This window comes from Amycolatopsis sulphurea, assembly GCF_002564045.1.
GTDB classification, from domain to species: domain Bacteria; phylum Actinomycetota; class Actinomycetes; order Mycobacteriales; family Pseudonocardiaceae; genus Amycolatopsis; species Amycolatopsis sulphurea.
Map to the genome: position 1 here is coordinate 1,723,782 of NZ_PDJK01000002.1, position 20,018 is coordinate 1,743,799.

The 20,018-nt window shown below is 71.5% G+C and carries 20 protein-coding genes and 1 pseudogene; 5 read left to right on the forward strand and 16 right to left on the reverse strand.

The features are described from left to right. Positions 1-253: 253 nt before the first annotated feature. Both ATK36_RS14040 and ATK36_RS14045 read left to right on the forward strand, forming a co-directional pair. Complete coding sequence (locus ATK36_RS14040) at positions 254-1,333, forward strand: DUF5667 domain-containing protein (protein WP_098511803.1); 1,080 nt, start codon at positions 254-256, stop codon at positions 1,331-1,333. A 112-nt stretch (positions 1,334-1,445) separates the two neighbouring features. Beyond that, the gene (locus tag ATK36_RS14045) at positions 1,446-2,348 is read left to right on the forward strand and encodes an HAD family hydrolase (protein WP_170070015.1); all 903 of its coding nucleotides are present in this window, start codon (positions 1,446-1,448) and stop codon (positions 2,346-2,348) included. A 127-nt stretch (positions 2,349-2,475) separates the two neighbouring features. Here the strand turns inward: ATK36_RS14045 and ATK36_RS14050 are convergent, their stop codons facing one another. Then, complete coding sequence (locus ATK36_RS14050; protein WP_098511805.1) at positions 2,476-2,883, reverse strand: RidA family protein; 408 nt, start codon at positions 2,881-2,883, stop codon at positions 2,476-2,478. Between the two features lie 69 nt (positions 2,884-2,952). Here ATK36_RS14050 and ATK36_RS14055 point away from each other — a divergent pair, with 69 nt between their 5' ends. Next, positions 2,953-3,564 (forward strand): TetR/AcrR family transcriptional regulator, encoded by a 612-nt coding sequence (locus ATK36_RS14055; protein WP_098511806.1) that lies wholly within the window; start codon positions 2,953-2,955, stop codon positions 3,562-3,564. Between the two features lie 8 nt (positions 3,565-3,572). Here the strand turns inward: ATK36_RS14055 and ATK36_RS14060 are convergent, their stop codons facing one another. From ATK36_RS14060 to ATK36_RS14110, 11 genes are all read right to left on the reverse strand, one after another. Continuing rightward, positions 3,573-4,595 carry a lysophospholipid acyltransferase family protein gene (locus ATK36_RS14060; RefSeq protein ID WP_098511808.1) on the reverse strand — a complete coding sequence of 341 codons (1,023 nt, stop codon included), beginning with the start codon at positions 4,593-4,595 and terminating at the stop codon, positions 3,573-3,575. After that, the gene (locus ATK36_RS14065; protein WP_098511809.1) at positions 4,592-5,638 is read right to left on the reverse strand and encodes an NAD-dependent epimerase/dehydratase family protein; all 1,047 of its coding nucleotides are present in this window, start codon (positions 5,636-5,638) and stop codon (positions 4,592-4,594) included. Before ATK36_RS14065 ends, ATK36_RS14060 begins: the two co-directional genes overlap by 4 nt. 282 nt (positions 5,639-5,920) lie before the next feature. Continuing rightward, on the reverse strand, positions 5,921-6,022 hold the full coding sequence (locus tag ATK36_RS14070; protein WP_007030867.1) for a 30S ribosomal protein bS22: 102 nt from the start codon (positions 6,020-6,022) through the stop codon (positions 5,921-5,923). Between the two features lie 192 nt (positions 6,023-6,214). Further along, complete coding sequence (locus ATK36_RS14075) at positions 6,215-6,430, reverse strand: helix-turn-helix domain-containing protein (protein WP_098514882.1); 216 nt, start codon at positions 6,428-6,430, stop codon at positions 6,215-6,217. 187 nt (positions 6,431-6,617) lie between these two features. Beyond that, positions 6,618-7,430, reverse strand: a complete 813-nt coding sequence (proC, locus tag ATK36_RS14080) for a pyrroline-5-carboxylate reductase (RefSeq protein ID WP_098511811.1) — start codon at positions 7,428-7,430, stop codon at positions 6,618-6,620. A 23-nt stretch (positions 7,431-7,453) separates the two neighbouring features. Further along, the gene (locus ATK36_RS14085; protein WP_098511812.1) at positions 7,454-8,284 is read right to left on the reverse strand and encodes a thioesterase family protein; all 831 of its coding nucleotides are present in this window, start codon (positions 8,282-8,284) and stop codon (positions 7,454-7,456) included. Positions 8,285-8,447: 163 nt separating this feature from the next. Then, positions 8,448-9,254, reverse strand: coding sequence for a sugar phosphate isomerase/epimerase family protein (locus ATK36_RS14090; protein ID WP_281259060.1), 807 nt, complete (start codon positions 9,252-9,254; stop codon positions 8,448-8,450). Positions 9,255-9,288: 34 nt separating this feature from the next. Beyond that, on the reverse strand, positions 9,289-10,941 hold the full coding sequence (locus ATK36_RS14095) for a hypothetical protein (protein WP_211291876.1): 1,653 nt from the start codon (positions 10,939-10,941) through the stop codon (positions 9,289-9,291). A 148-nt stretch (positions 10,942-11,089) separates the two neighbouring features. Further along, positions 11,090-12,073 (reverse strand): Ppx/GppA family phosphatase, encoded by a 984-nt coding sequence (locus ATK36_RS14100; protein WP_098514885.1) that lies wholly within the window; start codon positions 12,071-12,073, stop codon positions 11,090-11,092. A 248-nt stretch (positions 12,074-12,321) separates the two neighbouring features. Beyond that, positions 12,322-13,011: a response regulator transcription factor gene (locus tag ATK36_RS14105; protein WP_098511814.1), complete on the reverse strand. Its 690-nt coding sequence runs from the start codon at positions 13,009-13,011 to the stop codon at positions 12,322-12,324. After that, positions 13,008-14,258: a sensor histidine kinase gene (locus ATK36_RS14110; protein WP_098511815.1), complete on the reverse strand. Its 1,251-nt coding sequence runs from the start codon at positions 14,256-14,258 to the stop codon at positions 13,008-13,010. Before ATK36_RS14110 ends, ATK36_RS14105 begins: the two co-directional genes overlap by 4 nt. A 473-nt stretch (positions 14,259-14,731) precedes the next feature. On the opposite strand from ATK36_RS14110, the pseudogene ATK36_RS14115 reads away from it, so the two are divergent. Both ATK36_RS14115 and ATK36_RS14120 read left to right on the forward strand, forming a co-directional pair. Then, positions 14,732-14,902 (forward strand): annotated as a pseudogene (locus tag ATK36_RS14115) (helix-turn-helix domain-containing protein); the annotation flags it as partial. Then, positions 14,899-15,813, forward strand: a complete 915-nt coding sequence (locus ATK36_RS14120; protein ID WP_245914714.1) for a hypothetical protein — start codon at positions 14,899-14,901, stop codon at positions 15,811-15,813. The pseudogene ATK36_RS14115 and the gene ATK36_RS14120, both read left to right, overlap by 4 nt. Positions 15,814-16,103: 290 nt before the next feature. Here the strand turns inward: ATK36_RS14120 and ATK36_RS14125 are convergent, their stop codons facing one another. The 4 genes from ATK36_RS14125 to mshA form a co-directional block, all read right to left on the reverse strand. Continuing rightward, on the reverse strand, positions 16,104-16,853 hold the full coding sequence (locus tag ATK36_RS14125) for a phosphoglyceromutase (protein ID WP_098511817.1): 750 nt from the start codon (positions 16,851-16,853) through the stop codon (positions 16,104-16,106). A 428-nt stretch (positions 16,854-17,281) separates the two neighbouring features. After that, a complete protein-coding gene (locus tag ATK36_RS14130) occupies positions 17,282-18,139 on the reverse strand; it encodes a DUF4349 domain-containing protein (RefSeq protein WP_098511819.1) in 858 nt (285 codons plus the stop codon). 65 nt (positions 18,140-18,204) lie between these two features. Continuing rightward, on the reverse strand, positions 18,205-18,717 hold the full coding sequence (locus ATK36_RS14135; RefSeq protein ID WP_098511820.1) for a type III secretion system chaperone family protein: 513 nt from the start codon (positions 18,715-18,717) through the stop codon (positions 18,205-18,207). Then, a complete protein-coding gene (mshA, locus tag ATK36_RS14140) occupies positions 18,714-20,018 on the reverse strand; it encodes a D-inositol-3-phosphate glycosyltransferase (RefSeq protein WP_211291877.1) in 1,305 nt (434 codons plus the stop codon). Before mshA ends, ATK36_RS14135 begins: the two co-directional genes overlap by 4 nt.

The following is a 20,018-nucleotide window of genomic DNA, read 5'->3' on the forward strand; positions in this document are numbered from 1 at the left end:
GATGCTGAGGTATTCGAGGCGCGACCACCTCGCGCTGTGCGCCGGACCTGTCCCGGGCTGTGAAGGGGCCCTTCACAGACTCAGAGTCCGTGAAGGGCCCCTTCACAGACCTCCACGGTCTGCGCAGGGCCCCTCACACCGACTTTGCCGACACCCTGCCGGATCGTGGGCAGGCGTAACTTTCGCGTCTTCTTAGTCGTTTTCCATGCAGACCGGCGGTCAGGGCCGGCGCAGGTGGAGACGGAGCAGCACCGTGGGCGTGCCCGGGCGGTTTTCGCGCGAGCGGGCCGAGAACGAGCGGTTCGACCGCGCACTCGGCACCGCGGCGCAGCGACCCGGCGACGAGTTCGCCGACGAACTGGCTTTGGTCGGCGAACTTCGTGAGTTGGGCGCCGCGGGTGCGCCGGATCCACCGACCCGCGCCCGGATCCGTGCGGAGATCGAAGGACGGCTCGGCAACCCGCTGCCCCGGCGGCGGCGCAGGCCACGCGTGGCCGAGCTGGTCGCGGCCGGGATCGTGGTCCTGCTCGGCCTGGCCGGGCTGACCCTGCTGCTGTCCCGCGACGCGCTCCCCGGAGACACGCTGTACCAGCTGAAACGCGCGGGCGAGGCGACCGCGCTCGGGCTGACCTTCGACCAGGCCGGCAAAGCCGGGAAGCATCTGGAATTCGCCGCCGACCGGCTGGCCGAGCTGGCCCGCCTCAGCGACGCCTCCCCCACCGTCTACCAGAGCGTGCTCACCGACTTCGGCAGCCATGTGCAGGCCGGAACCCGCGAAATCACGGCGCTCGCCACACAGCGCAGCGACGAGCCGCGGCTGGCCGAACTCGCGTCGTGGGCGCAAGCGGAATCCCGGCAGCTGGCCATCGAGCAAGCACGGGCTCCCGCCGCTGCACAGAAGGACTTCGCCGGCGCGCATGGCTTGCTGGCGCAGGTCCGGGAGCGCACCACCGCGCTCGGCTCGCGGCTCAGCTGCTACCTGATCACCACCGGCAGAACCGACGAGCTGGGCCTGCTTCCGGCGACCGGCCCGTGCACCCCGCAACCCGAGCCGTCCGGTGGTCCCGCACTCGGCAGCCTGGCGCCGGTTCCCCTCGCACCGCGGACATCCGCCGCGCCGGCCCCGACCGCTCCGGCCAAGCCGGATCTCGCGGTCACGAGCCCGCCGGCACCGTCGACCGGCAGTGTGCCGAGCCGCCCGCCGCACTCGGCCGTACCGCCGCCGATCACCGCGCCGACCTCGCCGCGGATACCGGCTCCGGCCACGACGCGGCCACCGGTCGTCTCGATCCCGCCGCTGCTGCCCGGGCTGCCCCCGATCGTGATCGGCTGAACCCGCCCGGACCGGAGGGAGGCTCCGGCCACATCTCCAACGGGTGACTCGCGCGATCGCTACCCTGTGCAGCAGGACCCGGCTCTCCCGGCGCGCCGGGGCTTGGCCGAACGTGGAGGCGGTGTGCGTGTCAGCTTGGCGTGGCAAGGATAAGAGTCAAGAGCTGGAGCGGCTCGCCACGCTCGCGGGCGAGGCGTCGGCGCAGGCCGCGACCACGGTCGCCGAGCCGCCCGCGCCGCCTGCCCCGCCCGACCTCACCGCGGCCGCCTTCTTCGACGTGGACAACACCATGATGATGGGCGCGTCGATCTTCCACTTCGCCCGCGGGCTGGCCGCACGCAAGTTCTTCACCTCCGCCGACCTCGCCGGTTTCGTCTGGCAGCAGGTGAAGTTCCGGATCGGCGGCCGGGAGAACAAGGCCGACATCAAGTCCCACCGCGAGCGCGCACTGTCCTTTGTGGCCGGTCGCACGGTGGAGGAGCTCACCACGATCAGCGAGGAGATCTACGACGAGCTGATGGCGGACAAGATCTGGTCCGGCACCCGCGCGCTCGCCCAGATGCACCTCGACGCCGGGCAGCGGGTGTGGCTGGTCACCGCCACCCCGATCGAACTGGCCTCGATCATCTCCCGCAGGCTCGGCCTCACCGGCGCGCTCGGCACGGTCGCGGAGACCGAGGACGGCGTGTACACCGGGCGGCTCGTCGGCGACATGCTGCACGGCCGGGCCAAGGCACACGCGGTCCGCGCGCTCGCCGCGCGCGAAGGCCTGAACCTCAAGCGCTGCGCGGCTTACTCGGACTCCCAGAACGATGTGCCGATGCTGTCGGTGGTGGGCACCGCGGTGGCGGTCAACCCGGACAGCGGACTGCGCGACGTGGCCCGCGCCCGTGGCTGGGAGATCCGCGACTTCCGCACCGGCCGCAAGGCCGCCCGCATCGGCGTGCCCTCGGTACTCGGCGCCGGCGCACTGGCCGGCGCCGTGGCAGCCGGAATCGCCTACCGCCGCCGCTGACCCGATCACGCGAGTCTGTGAAGGAGTCCTTCACGGACTCTGAGTCCAGGGTGTCGGCAAAGTCGGTGTGGAGGTCCGTGAAGGGGCCCTCCACGGACTCAGAGTCTGTGAAGGGCCCCTTCACGGCTCAGTCCAGGATCGCGGTGGCCTCGAGTTCCACCAGCAGACCCGGCTCGGCCAGCGCCGCCACCCCGATCCCGGTGAACGGCGCCTGCGGCAGGTACCCCAGCTTCGCCGCGGCACGCTCCAGCCCTTCCTGGAACCCGCTCATCTTGTCCGGCGTCCAGTCGACGAGATAGCAGGTCAACCGCACCACATCGGAGAACTTCGCGCCGGCCTCCGCCAGTGCGGTGGCGACATTGAGGTAGCACTGCTCGACCTGCGCGGCGAAATCGCCTTCGCCAACCAGCTTGCCGTCCGCATCGCAGGCCACCTGACCGGCCACGAACACGAACCGCGAACCGGTGCCGACGGACACCTGCCGGTAGAGATCGACCTTCGGCAACCCGCCCGGGCTGACCAGAGTGACGGCCATTGCTGAACTCCTTCCGCGAAACACCTGACCCGACCATTCTATAGCATAAATATGCTATAGAATTCGCCCATGGCGAGAACGAGCGATCCGGCGGTGCGCACCCGGCTGATCGAACGGGCGGCACAGCTGCTGCGCACCCGCGCACCGCTCACCCTGCGGTCGCTCGTGGCCGGCACGAACGTGTCCACAATGGCCGTCTACACCCACTTCGGCGGCATGGACGGGCTGTGGAAAGCCTTGCGCCAGGAGGGTTTCACCCGGCTGGCCGGTCGGCTGGCCGAAGTCCGGCCGACCGCCGATCCGGTACGCGATCTCACCGCGCTGGTGTCGGCCTACCTCGGCAACGCACTCGATCACCCCGACCTGTACCGGGTCATGTTCGACGCGAACTTCGCCCTCGAGAACGCCAAAGCCGCCGACGACACGCTGGAATACCTGGTGCAGGCCGCCGCTCGCGGACGGCAGGCGGGCCGGTACCGCGAGCAGGTGGACGCGCTGGAGCTGGCCACGCAGACCTGGGCCATCGCCCACGGGCTGGTGTCACTGGTCGCGAACGGCCCACTGCCCCGCGACACGCTCAAGCACGGCGTCCCCCTGCTCACCGCGCTGTTCGTCAGCGTCGGGGACGAGCCGCAGCGGTGCCGCCGCTCGGTGTGGCGGGGCTGGCGCGTGCCGGGCTGACCGCCCGCTCAGCCGCGGAACACGCTGCGGCGCCGGGAAAGCCTGCGGTAGAGCGTGTGCTGGATCGACTCCCGGACCTGATCGGTCAGGGTGAACACGAGCATCGGGTCGTCCGCCGCGTCCGGGCCGTACTCGTCGGTGCGGACCGGCTCGCCGAACTCGATGGTCCACTTCGTCGGCAGCGGTACCACACCGAACGGGCCGAACAGCGGGAAAAACGGGGTGATCGGGAAGTAGGGCAGGCCGAGCAGCCGGGCCAGCAGCCGGAGATCCCCGATCTTGGGGTAGATCTCCTCGGCCCCGACCACCGACACCGGAACGATCGGCACCCCCGCGCGCATCGCCGCGGACACGAACCCGCCGCGGCCGAAGCGCTGCAGCTTGTACCGCGCGGAGAACGGCTTGCCGATGCCCTTGAAGCCCTCCGGCCACACGCCGACCAGCTCGCCGCCGGACAGCAGCCGCTCGGCATCGGCGTTGCAGGCCAGCGTCTGCCCGGACTTGCGGGCGAGCGAGCCGACCAGCGGAAGCTTGAACACCAGATCGGCGCCCAGCCCGCGCAGATGCCTGCCGCGGGTCTCGTCGTGCACGGCGACCATGGTCATCAGCGCGTCCAGCGGCACCGTGCCGGAGTGGTTGGACACCAGCAGCGCACCGCCCGCGGTGGGCAGGTGCTCGACGCCGAAGGTGTCCACACGGAACCACTTCTCGTACAGCGCGCGCAACGGCGGCAGTAACAGCGTCTCGGTCAGCTCCGCATCGAAGCCGAACTCGTCCACCGGGTAGTCGCCGGTGAGCCGGTGCCGCAGGAAAGCGAGCGCCTCGCGCACCGCATCCGGCAACGGGTCGGGCTCCGGCGACGGCGCGGTGGCCGCGGGGAACGCGACGACCGGCGCCGCGGCGGACGGCTCTGCGGCAGGCGGCTCCGACGCTGCCGGCTTCTCGCGGCCGTGCGCGTGCAGCGGGATGACCTGTGCCTCGGCACCGTTCACGGGATACGCCTCACTTCCGGGCCTGGTCGCGCGATTCATCGGCCGGCCTGCCCGGTGACGGCGGCCACCAGCACCTTGCCGGCCAGACCGGCGAGCCGTCCGCCGTCGACCACCGGGCGCAGGCCGCGGCCGGCCACGTAGTCGTCGAACGCCTCGCGGGTGCTCCAACGGGGGGTGTAGCCGAATTCCTTCTTGAGCTTGGTGATGTCCACGACGCGGCCGAAGTTCAGCAGCCGCAGCTGATCGGCGGAGAAGTCGACCACGTGGGCGCCACGCAGCAGCCGGCCGACCGAGGGCACCACCGAACCCGGCATCGGCAGCCCGATCCGCCCGGCGCGGCGGATCGCCTGCGAGACCGTGAGCACGCCGTCGGCGGCCACGTTGAACACGCCCGGCTTGTCCTCCAGCGTCGCCTGCTCCATCACCGACAGCGCGTCGGCGCCGTGCAGCAGCTGCAGCCGCGCGTCGTAGCCGAAGACCGTGGGCACGACCGGCAGCGCGAAGTAACGCGCCAGCACAGTGTCGACCTCAGGGCCGATGATGTTCGCGAAGCGGGCGAGCGTGACGCTGATATCCGGCCGACGCCGCATCAGACCGCGTACGTAGCCCTCCATCTCCACCGCGTCCTTCGCGTACCCACTGGACGACGCTGGGATCAGCTCCGAGTCCTCGGTGAACACGGCCTGCGAACGCGCCCCCGCGCCGTACACCGCGGCAGTGGACTTCACCACCAGCTTGCGCACCTTCGGCGCCCGCTGGCAGGCCGCGAGCAGCCGCATGGTGCCGATCACGTTCACTTCCTTGACCGCCGAACGACGGCTCGGCCCGGCCGGGTGCGCGGTGCACGAGGTGTGCACGACGGTGTCCACGCCGGCGCTGCTGATCACCTTCGCGATGAGCGGATTGCGGATGTCGGCACGCACGAACTCGGCCCGGCCCATCCGCCGCAGCACTTCCTTGGCCGGCGGCGCGGTGTCCACCCCGATCACCCGCTCGAACTCCGGGGCGGTGCCGAGCCGGGCGAGCAGCCTGCCACCGAGGTCGTCGGAGACCCCGGTGACGAGCACGATGTTCGAGGCCATGGGACTCCCTGATCGACAGCGGTGCGCTGGGACAACGGGGCCGGTACAGGAGGGGACCGCGCTCGCCCGCAGCGCGCGAACCTGCACTCACTGGAAGCATCGCGCGGCGGCACCGGCCATGTTACCGGCCCTTCCCGGCCCGCCGACCAGGTATTACCCGGTTTTTACAAGGGATGCCCGGAGTGCGGCGCGCACCTCACCCGAACAGGCGAGGTTGCCCGTAACACGGACGTGGCCCGTCCAGAGACTGGACGGGCCACGGACCTCACACGGCGAACCGGCTCACTTGCCGGCCTTGCGCCGCTGCACTCGCGTGCGGCGCAGCAGCTTGCGGTGCTTCTTCTTGGACATGCGCTTGCGGCGCTTCTTGATCACGGAACCCATGGGCGCTCCTCAGTTGTCGTCGGTCACGCTGCCCGGCGCAGCGTCCAACGGGTGGAGCGCACAGGCACGAGCGGTCTTCCAGGTTACCCGCGCCCCGGCACGGGCCGGTCGGCGGGCATGGTTTGCCCCCGGCCCGGCGGGCGCGAGCGCACCCCACCGCCCGCGAGCGGGCGGAGGCGGCTTGCCCCGACGTCAGCCGACGTCGTAATAGGCGCCCTGCAGGTACTCGTGCACCGCCTTCTCCGGCACCCGGAACGACTTGCCCACCCGAACCGCGGGCAGCTCACCGGAATGCACCAGCCGGTACACGGTCATCTTGGAGACCCGCATCAGCGTGGCCACTTCGGCTACGGTCAAAAACTGGACCTGCCCGACCGAGGGCAGCTCCTCCTTCTTGCCAGGCGACATGATCACCGCGTCCTTCGACACGTGTCGCGCCACGAGGCTTCCCCACCTGTGGTATCGACACGCACGTGCTCCGTCGAGAGTAGCGGGACAGGTGGGACCCGTGCGACGCCTGTCACCAGGATGGGCCTGCACCTGCGGGTTCGCGATACCCGGACGGACCAGGCACCGTCCGGTTCGCCCGATTTGCTCAGTGCTCGTGTTCGCGGCCGAGCTCGACGGAGCGGTCGCGCGCGGCCTCGATCGCGTCCAGCAGGGCCGCCCGCACGCCGTGCTTCTCCAGCTCCCGGATGCCGTTGATGGTGGTGCCCGCGGGCGAGGTGACCGCTTCACGCAGCAGCACCGGGTGGTCCTCGCCCTCGGCGAGCATCTTCGCCGCGCCGACCGCGGACTGGATGATCAGCTGCCCGGCCAGCGCCCGCGGCAGGCCGAGCAGGATCCCGGCGTCGATCATGGCCTCGACCAGGTAGAAGAAGTACGCCGGCCCGGAGCCGGACAGCGCGGTCACCGCGTCCTGCTGCTTCTCCGGCACCTCCACGACCTGCCCGACGTGCGAAAGCAGCTCCTTCACCACGGCCACGTGCGCCGCGGTCGCGTACCGCCCCGGGGAGATCGCGCTCATTGCCTCGCCGACCAGCATCGGCGTGTTCGGCATCACCCGCACCACCGGCACGCCCTCGGCGAGACTGCGTTCGTAGAGCACCGTCGGCAGGCCCGCGCACAGCGAGACCACCAGCGACGACGGCCCGAGCAGCGGCGCCAGCTCGGCCAGCACCGGCTCGATGTCCTGCGGCTTGACCGCGACCACGAGCACGTCCGCTCGCTTCGCCGCGTCCTCGACGGTGACCGCGCGCATGCCCGGGTACCGGGTCTCCAGCTCCCGCGCCCGGTCCTCGTACCGCTCGGTGAAGAGCAGGTCACCCGGCGCGTGACCGCCCTTCAGCAGGCCCGACAGCAGGGCTTCCCCGATCTTTCCGGCTCCCAGCAGCGCGATGACAGTCATGCCGCCAGCGTGCCAAACGGCGTTCAGCCGCGCGGGGCCGGGGCGAGCGCGAGCTGGCGGACCTGGGCGACGAGCCTGCCCTGCGCGTCCACGACCGTGGCGTCGGAGTCGAACCACGGTTCGTGCACCGACCGCGATTCGACGAAGATGCGCAGCCAGCCCGGAGCGGGCCGGGTCCGCAGCAACGCGCTCAGCTGCACGGCGGGCGCCCAGCCGCGGTGCCCGAGGTTGGCCACCACCGGCGGGTTGAGATCGCCGGCGAGCAGCGCGAAGTGAACGTCCACCGCACCGGCCCGCGGCCGGGCCCACAGCCCCAGCCGAGGCGGATCGCCGGTGCGCCCGGTGAGGAAGCCCGCCATACCCGGATCGATTCGCACGTCGCAGCTCTTGGCCAGGTGGAACGGGCTCTCGGAGAGCTCCCCGCCGAGCGCGGGCGCGCCCGGCGGCGGTTCCGCGGGCAGGTGCGGCGACTCCGTCCACTCCGGACGGCGCATCGGCAACCGGCCGGTCGTCACCCGCGCCTCCACACAGCTGCGGCCGCGCTGTTCCAGGGACACCGCCACCACCGTCGCGTGGCGGCCCACCTTGCGCACGTCGGTGCGCAGCAGCACCGGGCCGAGCGCGGGCGCGTGCAGGAACTCGGCGCTCACCGCGAGCGGGTCGACCGTGGCCTCGCCCCGTTCCCGCAGCACGGCGGCGGCGGCGCGGGCGAGCACCACGACCAGGAATCCGCCGTGCGGGTGGGAGCCGATCGCCCATTCCGCGCGCAGGGTCGCGGTGAAGGTGCCATCCCCCAGCGACCGGACCGCGGTGGCCGCCTCGAACGCGGTCTCGGTGTCGTCGGCCGCGGTCACGGACGCCCGGCCACGGCGGGACGGCGCGCGGGGCGGAATCCGGGGAGGCCGGAAGTCGACGAACGCAACGGTTTCACGTCCGGCACCCTATCTTTCCGGTCCGGGGCGGAGCAGACGAAAAGACCGGTTACCGCCCGGAAAGCCGAGCAAGATCACAGTGCGGTCACTGCCCCAGGTGCAACCGGGCGAACAGCAGCGCTTCGGCCAGCGCCTTCGCCCGGGTGGCCGCGCCGGCGGCGTGCCGGGTGTTCACTTCGAGCACGACCTGCCCGCCGAACCCGTCGCGGACCAGCTTTTCCAGCAGTTCCGCGCACGGCTGCCCGCCGTGTCCGGGAATGAGGTGCTCGTCCTTGGGCACCCCGGTGCCGTCCGCGAGGTGCACGTGACTGAGCCCACCGGCCATCCGGTCGGCCAGCGCGAGCGCGTCCATCCGGGCCGCCGCGGTGTGTGACAGGTCCAGTGTGTAGTGCCGGAACCCCACGTCGGTCGGGTCGATCGACGGCCGGAACGCGGACACCCGGGCCTCGCGCGAGCCGCCCGGCGGGCGCACCTTGAACATGTTCTCGACCGCGACCTCGACCCCGCTGGTCTCCTCCAGTTCGGCCACCAGATCGGGGAACGCGTCGCCGTAGCGACGCTGCCAGCGGAACGGCGGGTGCACCACCACGGTGCGCGCCCCCAGCTCCACAGCCGCGTCCACGGACCTGCGCAGCCGCACCTCCGGGTCCGGCGACCAGACCCGCTGGGTGATCAGCAGCGACGGCGAATGCACCGACAGCACCGGCATCCCGGTGCGTTCCGCCTGCTTGCGGACCGCGGCGACATCCTGGCTGACCGGGTCCGCCCAGACCATCACCTCGACCCCGTCGTAGCCGAGGTCGGCGGCCAGCTCGAACGCGGCACCGGCCCGCAACGGCCAGACCGAGGCAGTACTCAGCCCGACCGGTACCGGCTTCTCCGCGGCGCTCACGGGCCCATCCTGCCCTGTCCGCGCCGGCAGGCGGTTACTTGGCCACCAGCAGCAGGGCCGCCGGGGACACCGTGACCACCAGCCCGACGAGGATCGCCAGCAGCGTGGTCTGCAGATCCTCCGCCCGGCGGATCTTCCGCACGATCCACACCAGCGCGACGATCACCAGCAGCGCGCCGACCAGCGCGGCGGGCGCGAGGTTGACCCACAGCCAGTTGAAGCCGAGCCAGACTCCGGCACCGCCGATGACGCCGAGTGCGAGCTGCCCGGCGAGAGTCAGCCACTGCTTGCCGGGAGACGCCGTCGAGACGGCTTCCGCCTCGGCCGCGGGCTCCTCGGCTGCGGCTTCCCCGCGGGCTTCTTCGTCCTCGTACTCCTCGTCGTAGGCGTAGCCGTCGTCACTCTCGAAGTCCGGGCTGCCCTCGGCGTACGCGGAATCGGCGAACTCTGCCTCGTACTCGGAGAGGTCGTCGAGCTGTTCGTCCTTGCCGCCCGGGGCGAACGGCATGGGAGCCGGGTAGCCCGCAGTGGGCGGACCGGCGTCGTAGTCGTCCGCCTCGGCCGGGTAGCCGTCTTCGGCGGTGTACGCCTCGTCGCCCTCTATCGGATAGCCCTCGTCGTCGACGTAGTCCTCGTCGGCGTAGCCCTCCTCGGGAGCTGCAGGGGGCACGACCGGCATCACGCCGACCTCGGTGTCCTCCAGCTGCTCCTGCTGACGGCGCTTGCGCCAGCCGGCCAGCCCGGACGGGCGCGCCTCCTCTGCCGGGGCCGCTTCGGCCTCCGGCGGAGGGCCGGTGACCGCGTCGAACTGCTCGGTGTGCGGCTCCGACTTGGGCGCGGGACGGCGCGCCGGGGCCCGCCGCGGCCGCTGCGGGGCCGGGGTGGGGAACGCACCGCTGGCCATCGGCTGCTCGGGAGCTTCGGCCTCCGGCGCACCGTCCAATCGGGACGACAGCGCGCCGTTCGGCGGCGCCGGACGGCGGACCGGTGACAGCTGGTTCTGGGTCTCCTCCGCCGAGGCGGCGGGCGGGTGCGGGCGGCGCGGCGGTACCGGCAACTGGCCGGATTCCTGCGGCGCGGGCGGGAACTGCCCGGTCTCCGGCGGACGCACGTAGCCGGATTCCTGCGGCGCGGGCGGACGCGGATAGCCGCCCGATTCCTGCGGACCGGCAGGCGGGCGCACGTAACCGGATTCCTGCGGCGCAGGCGGACGCGGATAGCCGCCGGACTCCTGCGGACCGGCAGGCGGGCGCGGGTACTGCCCGGACTCCATCGGCGGATGGGGCGGGCGCCCGGCCTCCGGCTGTGGCGCCGGACGGGAACGCGGCTCGCTCTGCGGCGGGCCGGGCACCGAAGGCCGCGGATACGCGCCGGACTCCTGCTGGCCGTTCACCGGGCGCGGGTGCACGCCGGACTCCTGCGGGGCAGGCCGGGACCCTTCCGGACGGCGCCGGCCACCGCGGGAGGGCGGTGGCGGGGTGCCGCCGTCCGCGGTCACCCGGTCGATGATCGCCTGAGGCGCGGTGTCGGTCATCCGGGACCGGCGCGGGCCGGTTTCCGGCGCTTCCTCTTCGTCCTCGGCGGCCCTGCGCCTGCGTCGCCGTCCGCCGTCGACCTGCTGCCCGTGCTGGGCGAGCAGTTCGGCCACGGTCTTCTGGGGCTGGTCGCCGCCGGTCTGATCGGTCATACCGTGCTGTCCAAAGCGCGCTCGGGGTTGGTTGTGCGTACTCGGCCACGCACGCATACGGCGCCGCGCGCACTGAACACCGTGCTGTACATGTCCGTCACCTCTCCACCGTGCCTGGTCTTCGCGAGCCAAGTCCAGTCAGCTGCTGTCACCGGTCCTCCCCGTTCGCCGAAACGCCGGCGCGGACGGCCCCAGTGTCGTCGGTCCCGTTCGCCAGGTCCAGCCGCCGCAGAATGACGCCCTCCCGCAGCGCCCAGGGGCAGATCTCCAGTTCCCCGACCGAGAGTGCCCGCATCGCGGCCTGTGCCACCAGCGCGCCGGCCACCAGCTGGTGCGACCGGCTGGGGCTGACCCCTTCCAGTTCCGCCAGATCCGCCGCGGGCATCCGCGAGACGAAGGAAATGAGCTGGCGCAGCGCGGTGTCGGTGAGCGTACGGCGCACCCTGGGCCCGGCCGCCGAGGGGGCGGAGCCGGTGAGCCGGGCCAGCGACCGGAACGTCTTCGAGGTGGCCACCACCCGGTCCGGGCGGCCGGCCCGGGCGATCTTCCCGGCCAGCGGGCCGAGCTGGTCCTCCAGCCAGGCCGAGGTGGCCACGACCTCGGAGCGGGTGGGCGGATCGCGGTGGAACCGGGTCCGGGTGATGCGGCCCGCGCCGAGCGGCAGCGATTCGGCGAGCACGGGCTCCTCGTCGCGGCCCATCGCCACTTCGAGCGATCCGCCGCCGATGTCGAGCACCAGCAGCTGCCCGGCCGACCAGCCGAACCAGCGCCGGACCGCGAGAAAGGTCAGCCGGGCTTCGTCCACCCCGGACAGCACCCGCAGGTCCACGCCGGTCTCGGCGGCCACTCTGGCCAGCACTTTCGCCGAGTTCTTCGCCTCGCGCACCGCGGAGGTCGCGAACGCCAGCACGTCCTCGCAGCCGAGCCGGACCGCGGAGGCGCGGGCCGAGTCGACCGCGCGGATCAGCTCTTCTTCACCGGAACGGCTGAGGTCGCCGGCCCGGGTGATCTGCTCCGCCAGCCGCAGCACGGACTTCTCCGAGTGCATCGGGGTCGGATGCGCACCACGATGCGCGTCGACCACCAGCAGGTGGACGGTGTTCGAACCGACGTCGAGGACCCCTAGGCGCACGAGGAACCAGCGTACCGGTCCCACTGCCAGGTCTCGAAACTGTAACCAACACCACTCGGATCGAAATAGTCACCGGAACGGCCCAGTATCGCCCGCTCTGGCCGCCCCACCGGCGGCTTTGCCCGGACGGTCACGCTCGCGATCCACGTGGACACGCCGGGGCAGCAAGGCTGTGAAGGGGCCCTTCACGGACTCTGAGTCCGTGAAGGGCCCCTTCACAGCCTTCAGGGTCTCGGCCGGAGGCGGGCTCAGGTCTCGAACTTGTAGCCGAGGCCGCGCACGGTGACCAGGTGCCGCGGGGACCCCGGATCCGGCTCGATCTTCGAGCGCAGCCGCTTGACGTGCACGTCGAGGGTCTTGGTGTCGCCGACGTAGTCCGCGCCCCACACCCGGTCGATCAGCTGGCCGCGGGTGAGCACCCGGCCGACATTGCGCAGCAGGTACTCCAGCAGGTCGAACTCCTTGAGCGGCAAGGAGACCTCGGCGCCGTCCACGGTCACCACGTGCCGTTCGACGTCCATCCGCACCGGGCCGGCGGACAGCACCAGCGGGGCCAGCTCGCCGTCCGTGCCGGGCTCGCCGCCACGGCGCAGCACCGCACGCACGCGGGCGATCAGCTCTCGCGCCGAGTACGGCTTGGTCACGTAGTCGTCCGCGCCGAGTTCGAGCCCGACCACCTTGTCGATCTCGCTGTCCCGCGCGGTCACCATGATCACCGGGACCGCGGACCGCTGCCGCAGCTGCTTGCACACGTCGGTGCCGCTCATCCCGGGCAGCATCAGGTCGAGCAGCACGATGTCCGCGCCGTTGCGATCGAACTCTTCCAGCGCCTGCTGGCCGGTGCCGGCCACTGCCGCGGTGAAGCCTTCCTTGCGCAGCAAGAAGGCGAGCGGGTCGGCGAAGGACTCTTCATCCTCGACTATGAGAACCCTCGTCACAGGTTTCCTCCACGGTCTGGGCCGGAGATCTCCTGCCCGGTTGCCACGAGCCGGGTTGTCCGCTCGGGGGTCTTGTCCGGCTGTTTCGCCGCGGCGGGCTGCTTCACGCCACGGCCGGTTTCGGCCGGTTCCGGCCGCACGTGCGCCGGAATACGCAGGGTGAACGTCGACCCGGTGCCCGATCGGCTCCACAGGCCGACCGAACCACCGTGGTTGGCCGCGACGTGTTTCACGATCGCCAGCCCGAGCCCGGTCCCGCCGGTGGCCCGCGAACGCGCCTTGTCCGCGCGGTAGAACCGCTCGAACACGCGTTGCTGCTCGTCCTCGGCGATGCCGATGCCGCGGTCGGTGACCGCGATCTCCACCATCCCGTCGCCGAGGCGCCGGGAGATGGACACCGGGCTGCCGGGCTGCGAGTACGCCACGGCGTTCTCCAGCAGGTTCGACAGCGCGGTCACCAGCAGCGTGCGGTCGCCCTCGACGAGCAGGCCGCTGGCCGCGTCGGTGGTGATGGTGATCTCCGCCGATTCCGCCGACAGCGTGGTGCGGCCGAGTGCCTCGCGCACGACCGCGTCGACCTCGACCACGTTGAGGTCCGGCAGACGTTCGGCGCCCTGTAGGCGCGAAAGCGCGATCAGCTCGGTGACGAGCTGGCCGAGCCGGGTGGACTCGCGCAGGATCTTGCCGCCGAACCGCCGGACCTCGGTCACGTCCTCGGCCGCGTCCAGCACCGCCTCGGTGAGCAGGGCGATCGCGCCGACCGGCGTTTTGAGTTCGTGGCTGACGTTCGCGACGAAATCGCGCCGCACCGCCTCCAGCCGGATGGCCTCGGAGTGGTCCACCGCCTCCACCACGGTGAATCCGTCGCCGAGCGGGCGGACCTCGCCGAGCACCGCCTCCGGCTGGCGGCGGCCGCGGCTCTCCAGCGGGGAGAGGTCCACCTCCATCGGCTCGTCGGTCTCCACCACCTGCTCGGCCGCTTTACGGGCGCGCGGATCGGCCTGGCTGACCCGGACCAGGCCCAATTCGAAGGCCCGCGGGTTGTGCAGCACCAGGTCACCGAACCGGTTGAGCACCACGACGCCGTTGTTCGAGGATCGGATCAGCCGCATCAGGAGTTCGGCGACGGTCGGCCCGGCAGGCCGGGCCGCTTCCCGCCGGGCCCGCCTCCGGGCCACCAGATAGCCGGCGACCGCGCCGACGACAAGGGCGCCGATGGCCGTCAGCAGGGCAACAGGCGTGGTCACACAAGAATCGTAAGCATCCCGGTCGCCTTTTGGCCTAGTCCGGGAAGCCTGGTCGTGAGGCGGGTGACACCTGCGAGGGACATGTTCGTCCCGGTGTCAGGCCCCGTTCACCCGGCCGAGACCTTCCCGGCGGATCTTCACCGGCCCTCCAGCGTGGCCCTCCCCCGGGCTTCCGGGCGGGACCGACCTGCTGTGAAGGGGCCCTTCACGGACTCTGAGTCTGTGGAGGGCCCCTTGACGGACTCTCTGCGAGCTGCCGACCCGGGTGATGGCAGGCCTCTGTGGGAGCTTGGACACTGGAAGCCGTGACCCAAGTCCAAGACGCCTTCACGCTCGCCGACGAGCACGAGCCGTTCGACCGCGCCGGGCACTTTTTCACGCACGCCGGCAAGGTGATCTGCGCCGCGAACGACCTGCGCGGCATGCGAAGCCCGTTGGCCCAGTCCGGGGTGCGCGCCGGCCAGATGTACACCCCGCAGCTGCTCGACCTGCTCTCGTCCGGCCGCACGGACGAGGCGGCAGCGCGCTCGATGGGCGTCGGGCTGCGCACTTACCGCCGCCGCGTCGCGGAGCTGATGTCGGCGCTCGGCGCGACCTCGCGGTTCCAGGCGGGCACGCGAGCCCGGGAAGCAGGTCTTCTGTGAGGCGCGCCGCAACAGCAAGCCTCGCCGCCGTCCTGCTCACGGCCGGCTGCAGCAGCGGGAACATCGGTGCACCCGCGGACGCGCCGAAGGTGACCAATCTGGCGTTCGTGAACGCCGGGGAGAGCACCGCCGCGGTGGACGGCGTCAAGCAGGCGGTGGAGAAGGCGTTCAGCTACGACTCCGCCAAGCCGGACGAGGTGGCCATGACCGAGCAGGAGTACCTCACCGGCGCCGCCCGGACCCAGTTCGACCAGACCTTCGCCGAGGTCCGCACCAGTCCGGTGACCACGAAGACGCAGGTGCTCGAAACCGGGCTCGCCGAGCTGCACCCCGGGCGGGCCAAGGTGCTCGCAGTGGTCGCGCAGCACAGCACCACTCCGGACGGAAAGCAGAATTCGGCTACGGCCGTAATGGTCCTGACCGCCGTACCGGGCAACGGCCATTGGGTCCTGCAGGATCTGGACTTCGACCCGCGCGGCCCGCTGGTCCAGCCGGACGGCCCCGGGCTGGGCCCGGCCACCACGCGGGATCAGGTGGTCGCCGCCGCGCAGCGAGACGGCCAGGTGCTGCTGACCGTGGACGCGAAGAACGCCGACGCCGTCTACGATCGCTACGAGACCGTGGCCGCGGAACCCCTGCTGACCCAGTTCCGCAGCAGCCGCGACGAAACCCTGTCCCACCTCCGCGCGAGCGGCACGACGACCACGGTGAACCCGCTGTCCGTCGCCGCCGTATCCGAGGTGAGCCCGGACGGTACGAAGGCAAGCGCGCTGTTCGGCGCCCTCGTCTCCAACCAGGCCGCCGGTACGAACGGCACCCAGGACCGTCGCCTGCCGGTCAAGCTGGACCTGGTCCGCCAGGGCGCGGACTGGAAGGTCTCCGCGATGCAGGTGGTCAACGCAACGCCGTGAAGGGGTCCTTCACGGACTCTGGTTCCGGGGTTCCGGGGTTCCGGCAAAGCTGGTCGGGACCCGTGCAGAGAGAGAGCCGTGGCTGCCGCGTGATCATCGGCTGTGCGACCACCTCGCGCTGTGCGCCAGACCTGTCCCGGGTCTGTGAAGGGGCCCTTCACAGACTCTGAGTCCGTGAAGGGCCCCTTCACGCCGACATTGCCGACACCCTGGACTCAGAGTCCGTGAAGGGTCCCTTCACGGACCTCCGCAGTCCGTGAAGGGGTCCTTCACGGCTTCGGGGGTGGCGGTCAGCGGCCCTGGTTCGCGACGGCGGCGGCGGCTTCTTTCGCCGCCTCGGGGTCGAGGTACTCGCCGCCCGTCTTGACCGGCTTCAGCTCGGCGGTCAGGTCGTAGCGCAGCGGGATGCCGGTCGGGATGTTGAGGCCGGCGATGTCGTCGTCGGAGATCCCGTCCAGGTGTTTGACCAGGGCACGCAGCGAGTTGCCGTGCGCGGCGACCAGCACCGTGCGCCCGGCGCGCAGGTCCGGCACGATCGCCGATTCCCAGTACGGGAGCAGCCGCGCGACGACGTCCTTCAGGCATTCGGTGAGCGGCGCCGCGGAGCCGAGATCCGCGTAGCGCGCGTCGCCGGCCTGGCTGTACTCGTCGGCCGGGTCGATCGGCGGCGGCGGGGTGTCGTAGGAACGGCGCCAGAGCATGAACTGCTCTTCGCCGAACTCGTCGAGGGTCTGCTTCTTGTTCTTGCCCTGCAGCGCACCGTAGTGCCGCTCGTTGAGCCGCCAGTCGCGCTTGACCGGGATCCAATGCCGGTCGGCGGCGTCGAGGGCCAGGTTCGCCGTGCCGATCGCCCGGCGCAGCAGGGAGGTGTGCACCACGTCCGGCAGCAGCCCGGCCTCGGCCAGCAGCTGCCCGCCCTGGCGGGCTTCCCGCTCCCCGGTCTCCGAAAGAGGTACGTCCACCCAGCCGGTGAACAGGTTTTCCGCGTTCCACGTGCTCTGCCCGTGCCGCAGCAGCACCAACGTCCCGAGTTCGGCCATGGGCACAGCCTGCCAGAACGGACCACCGCACCGGCCGGGAGTCCCACGTTGAACGGCGTTCTACGGAGAGTGCGTTACCGGACAGTAACGCCGTCACTCGAACAACAGGTGGGCTGCCAACAAGCAGGTCAGCGGGTGCAATGCATTGCGTACCGTTATCTCCGTCGCAAGAATTCACCCGAACGGCTTAACGAGTAGTCTTGTGATTACCGGTGGACATCTGACAGGTTTGGCATGTCCCGCACAGCCGGATCCACGCACTCCCCGGCGTGCGGGCCGTGATCGCGGCTCGTCTCCCCCTGCCGAGCCGCGGCCCGCCGGCCCCGTTGGCATCCCCCTCGTCACCGGGTCCACTTTCGGCGGGAACTTCAGCGGGGCGGCTCGAGATCGCGACTCCCCCTCCCTCGAGCCGTCCCGCCACCCGCCCCTCATTCCACCGGCGTCTCCGCCACGCGCACCCGTCGCCGGCGGCGTAGCCACCACAGCAGCGCGGCGGCCGGGATCCCGAGCACCACGGCGAACGGCACCACCGCGCCGAGCACCCGCAGCACCGCGCCGCCGAAGACCAGGAACCCGTGCCAGCCCGCGCCGAGGCCGCCGAGAAAGCCGCCGGATTCATCGGAGGCCTGCGGCGCCGTGGTTCCGGTCACCGACAGCGCGACGGTGGCCATCGCGACCGTCCCGGCGAGCGAGTCCTGCTGCCGCTCAAGCGACTCCAGCTCGGCCTCCCGGCTGGTCAGCTCGCTCTCCACGGACGCGATCTCGGACACCGACGAGGCCTTTGCCAGCAACGCCCTGATCCGGTCCACGCTCGCCCGCTGCGTGGCCAGCCGGGCCGCCACGTCGACCACCTGCCCGGTCACGTCGCGGGTGCTCAGCTCGCGCCGGGTGACCTCGCCGAGGCCGGCGAGCCGATCCAGCACCGGGTCGAGCTTTTCGGCAGGCACGGACAGGCTCACCGTGGCGGAATCGGTCGTGCTGGTCTCCTGCCCCGGGTACCCGCCGAAGTCGGCCGCGATGGCCCGCGCGCGGGTCACGACGTCTGCGACAGTCTGCGTCGTCACGTCCAGCCGGGCGCTGCGGGCCAGCTTGCGGTCCGTCGTCGACGGACTGACCTGCGACGGAGCGGCTTTCGGCCCCGGTACGGCCTCCTGCTTCGGCGCCGCACCGGCGTTCGCCGCCATCCCCGCCTGCGGCGGGGTGGCCGCCTCCTGCGTGCCACTGCAGCCGCTGAGCACCAGCACCAGCCCGCCACCGGCGAGCAGGGATCTCCATCGGGTCCGCATCCATTTCTCCCTCCAGTTCGTGGCGGAGAGACGGCACGGCGGTCAGAACCGTTGCACGGCGGCGGTCACGACTCGGTCAGCCCCGGCTCGTGTGGCCGGGCGGGCTCCACCAGGTGCTTGAACGCCTGGAGGTTGGCCAGTGATTCACCACGGGACACCCGCCAGTCCCACTCACGCCTGATCGAGGTGCCGAACCCGATCTCCAGCAGGGTGTTGAAGTCACCGTCCGCGGTCTCCAGCACCTGGCCGAGGATCTTGTCCAGCTCGGCGGCGGTGATCGTCTCCTTGCCGAACCGGCCGACCAGGTAGATGTCCCCGACACTGTCCACTGTGTAGTGCACGCCGTAGAGCCGAGCGTTGCGCTGCAACAGAAACCGGTAGACGTCCTCCTGCCGCTCATCGGGACGGCGGCAGACGAACGCCTCCACCGAGAACGCGTGGTCGCCGTCCACCAGCCAGCAGTTGGTCTGGAGTTTCCTGGTCCCGGGCAGGGTGACGAAATAGCGCCCCGCACCGCGCCGGTCGTACTTCAGCCCCGCTTCGTCCAAAGTGGACTTGAGTACCGCGTCGAGACTCACACCGCCACCTCCGCCCGGTTCTCCAGCGCCCGGCGGAACGCCAGGCTCGCCTGAGCGTAGATCCCGGTCAGCGAGTCGGTGGTCCGCCGCCAGGAGAACCGCTGCGCGTGGGGTACCGCATTGGCCGCCAGCTCGGCCCGCCGGTCCGGGCGCAGCGCGACCGCGGCCAGCGCGTCCGCCCAGTCCGCCGCGCGGTGCGAGGGCACCAGCAGCCCGGACACCCCGTGCGGCACCGCGACCGGTAGCCCGCCGACCTCGGCGGCCACCACCGGGGTCCCACAGGCCTGCGCCTCCAGCGCGACCAGGCCGAACGACTCGTTGTAGCTGGGCACGGCGACCACGTCGGCCGCGCAGAACACGGTGCGCAGCTTCGCCCCCGGCTGCGGGGGCAGGAACCGCACCTGCCCGGCGATACCCAGCGTCGCAGCCAGCTCCCGCAACGCCTGCGGCTGCTCCAGCCCCGTCCCGGACGGACCGCCGACGATCAGCACCACCAGCCGCCGTGCCAGTTCCGGCTGCCGGCGCAGCAGCTCCGCCGCGGCGTGCAGCAGCACATCCGGCGCCTTGAGCGGCTGGATCCGCCCGGCGAAGGCGAGCACCACCGCGTCCTCGGGCAAGCCGAGCGCACGCCGGGCCTCCGGCTGTGAACCGGGCGTGAACCGTTCGAGATCCACGCCCGGCGGGACGGCGTGCACCGCGTCCGGCGCCGCGCCGTAGAGCTCCACCAGCTGCCGGGCCTCCACCTGGGTGTTCGCCACCAGGCAGTCGGCCTCCGCGACCACCTGTTCCTCGCCCATCACGCGAGTGCGCGGCTCCGGCTTGTCGCCGGCGGCCAGCAGCGAGTTCTTCACCTTGGCCAGGGTATGCGCGGTGTGCACCAGCGGGACCCCCCAGCGGTCCCTGGCCAGCCAGCCGACCTGCCCGGAAAGCCAGTAGTGCGAGTGGATCAGGTCGTAGTAGCCGGGTTCGTGGAAGGCCTCGGCACGCAGGACCCCGGAGGTGAACGCGCACAGCTGGGCGGGCAGCTCGTCGCGCGCGAGCGGTTCGAACGGACCGGCCTGCACATGCCGCACGGTGACCCCCGGCGACAGCTCGGCCAGCGGCGGCTGCTCCGAGGACGTGGCGCGGGTGAACACCTCCACCTCTACCCCGCGGCGCGCCATCTCCTGCGCGGTCTGGCTGATGTACACGTTCATCCCGCCCGCGTCGCCGGTGCCCGGCTGTTCGAGTGGTGAGGTGTGCACGGACAGCACGGCGATCCGGCGCGGCCCGGCTCGGAACCCGTTGAGGGAGCTGGTCAC